The organism is Cytobacillus citreus (assembly GCF_018343665.1).
In the GTDB taxonomy this organism is placed as follows: domain Bacteria; phylum Bacillota; class Bacilli; order Bacillales; family Cytobacillaceae; genus Cytobacillus; species Cytobacillus citreus.
Window position 1 is genome coordinate 1 of sequence record NZ_JAGYPM010000016.1, and the last position, 1,670, is coordinate 1,670.

9 tRNA genes and 2 rRNA genes are annotated in these 1,670 nt (G+C 45.9%); all 11 read right to left on the reverse strand.

The features are described from left to right. Nucleotides 1-76: ribosomal RNA gene (locus tag KHA94_RS25705) — 16S ribosomal RNA — on the reverse strand; the annotation flags it as partial. A 174-nt stretch (nucleotides 77-250) separates the two neighbouring features. Continuing rightward, a tRNA-Ala gene (locus KHA94_RS25710) sits at nucleotides 251-326 on the reverse strand. An 11-nt stretch (nucleotides 327-337) separates the two neighbouring features. Continuing rightward, nucleotides 338-414, reverse strand: a tRNA-Pro gene (locus KHA94_RS25715). 71 nt (nucleotides 415-485) lie between these two features. Next, nucleotides 486-562: transfer RNA gene (locus KHA94_RS25720), tRNA-Arg, on the reverse strand. A gap of 14 nt (nucleotides 563-576) precedes the next feature. Next, nucleotides 577-665 (reverse strand) — tRNA-Leu (locus KHA94_RS25725). 5 nt (nucleotides 666-670) lie between these two features. Continuing rightward, nucleotides 671-745: transfer RNA gene (locus tag KHA94_RS25730), tRNA-Gly, on the reverse strand. 104 nt (nucleotides 746-849) lie between these two features. Beyond that, nucleotides 850-934, reverse strand: a tRNA-Leu gene (locus KHA94_RS25735). Between the two features lie 10 nt (nucleotides 935-944). Continuing rightward, nucleotides 945-1,020: transfer RNA gene (locus KHA94_RS25740), tRNA-Lys, on the reverse strand. Nucleotides 1,021-1,049: 29 nt separating this feature from the next. After that, nucleotides 1,050-1,122 (reverse strand) — tRNA-Thr (locus KHA94_RS25745). A 165-nt stretch (nucleotides 1,123-1,287) separates the two neighbouring features. Next, nucleotides 1,288-1,363, reverse strand: a tRNA-Val gene (locus KHA94_RS25750). A 7-nt stretch (nucleotides 1,364-1,370) separates the two neighbouring features. Further along, a 5S ribosomal RNA gene (gene rrf / locus KHA94_RS25755) occupies nucleotides 1,371-1,487 on the reverse strand. Nucleotides 1,488-1,670: the final 183 nt, after the last annotated feature.

Here is a 1,670-nt window from a genome sequence, read left to right on the forward strand (position 1 = left end):
CACAAGTCCGCTCGACTTGCATGTATTAGGCACGCCGCCAGCGTTCGTCCTGAGCCAGGATCAAACTCTCCAATAAAGAGTAAGATTTAGCTCTTAAAAATGTCTTATAAAAAGACTTAGAATTAACATTGACGTTTTTGTTCGTTCAGTTTTCAAAGAACAACTTCAATTGTTACTGTCGTTTAAGACGACTTTTTAATAATACCAGATACACTAAGTTGAGTCAACAACTTTTTTCAAAAACTTTTTATGGTGGAGCCTAGCGGGATCGAACCGCTGACCTCCTGCGTGCAAGGCAGGCGCTCTCCCAGCTGAGCTAAGGCCCCGTATTTTAAAATGGTCGGGAAGACAGGATTCGAACCTGCGACCCCTTGGTCCCAAACCAAGTGCTCTACCAAGCTGAGCTACTTCCCGTATTGTTAAAAGCCAACTATGAAGTACAGCATAAAATTATTTATTCAGGGTCTAATTTCTGAATATTATTATGGCGCGCCCGAAAGGAGTCGAACCCATAACCTTCTGATCCGTAGTCAGACGCTCTATCCAATTGAGCTACGGGCGCATATATAATAATAATGGTGCCGAGAACCGGAATCGAACCGGTACGGTAGTCACCTACCGCAGGATTTTAAGTCCTGTGCGTCTGCCAGTTCCGCCACCCCGGCACTTTTGGAGCGGAAGACGGGATTCGAACCCGCGACCCCCACCTTGGCAAGGTGGTGTTCTACCACTGAACTACTTCCGCGAATTGTATATTATTTTTCTTATTGAATGAAGTGTGTAGTCTAATGAATGCTTTAAATGCCTTTGGCATTTATCGCAGATTGAGTCTCTTCGAGACGGTCAATCTGGTGCGGGTGAAGGGAGTCGAACCCCCACGCCTTGCGGCGCCAGATCCTAAGTCTGGTGCGTCTGCCAATTCCGCCACACCCGCATTATTTAAATGGTGAGCCATGAAGGACTCGAACCTTCGACCCTCTGATTAAAAGTCAGATGCTCTACCGACTGAGCTAATGGCTCGTAATATACTAAAAATGATTTCTCAAGAGTGCCGGCCAGAGGACTTGAACCCCCAACCTACTGATTACAAGTCAGTTGCTCTACCAATTGAGCTAGGCCGGCGTATTATGTTATTAATTCTAAAGTTTAATAGTAGTAATACTTGTGCTTCAGATCTCTTTGTAATTTGTCGCAGATTTTAAAAGTTTGTTATTCGAGGAAGAGATGCTTCGCAGCTACAATCTTTTAAAATCCTCTACCAATTGAGCTAGACCGGCATATAAATTATGGTGGAGGATGACGGGATCGAACCGCCGACCCCCTGCTTGTAAGGCAGGTGCTCTCCCAGCTGAGCTAATCCTCCATAAAATGCCTAGCGACGTCCTACTCTCACAAGGGGACAGCCCCTAACTACCATCGGCGCTGAGAAGCTTAACTTCCGTGTTCGGGATGGGAACGGGTGTGACCTTCTCGCTATCGCCACTAGACTGTATAAAATTGAGGTTTTGTTCCCTCAAAACTAGATAATGTTGAAGAAGAATTCGAGTAATCATTGTCCAGCTTCGGCTCCTAACTTCTCGGTCGTTTCGATCCATCTCTACAAATCCAAAACCGGGATTTGCATAGCTGGCTCTCCAACGCCTCTCGAAGCTAAGCAGTCGCCTACGCTT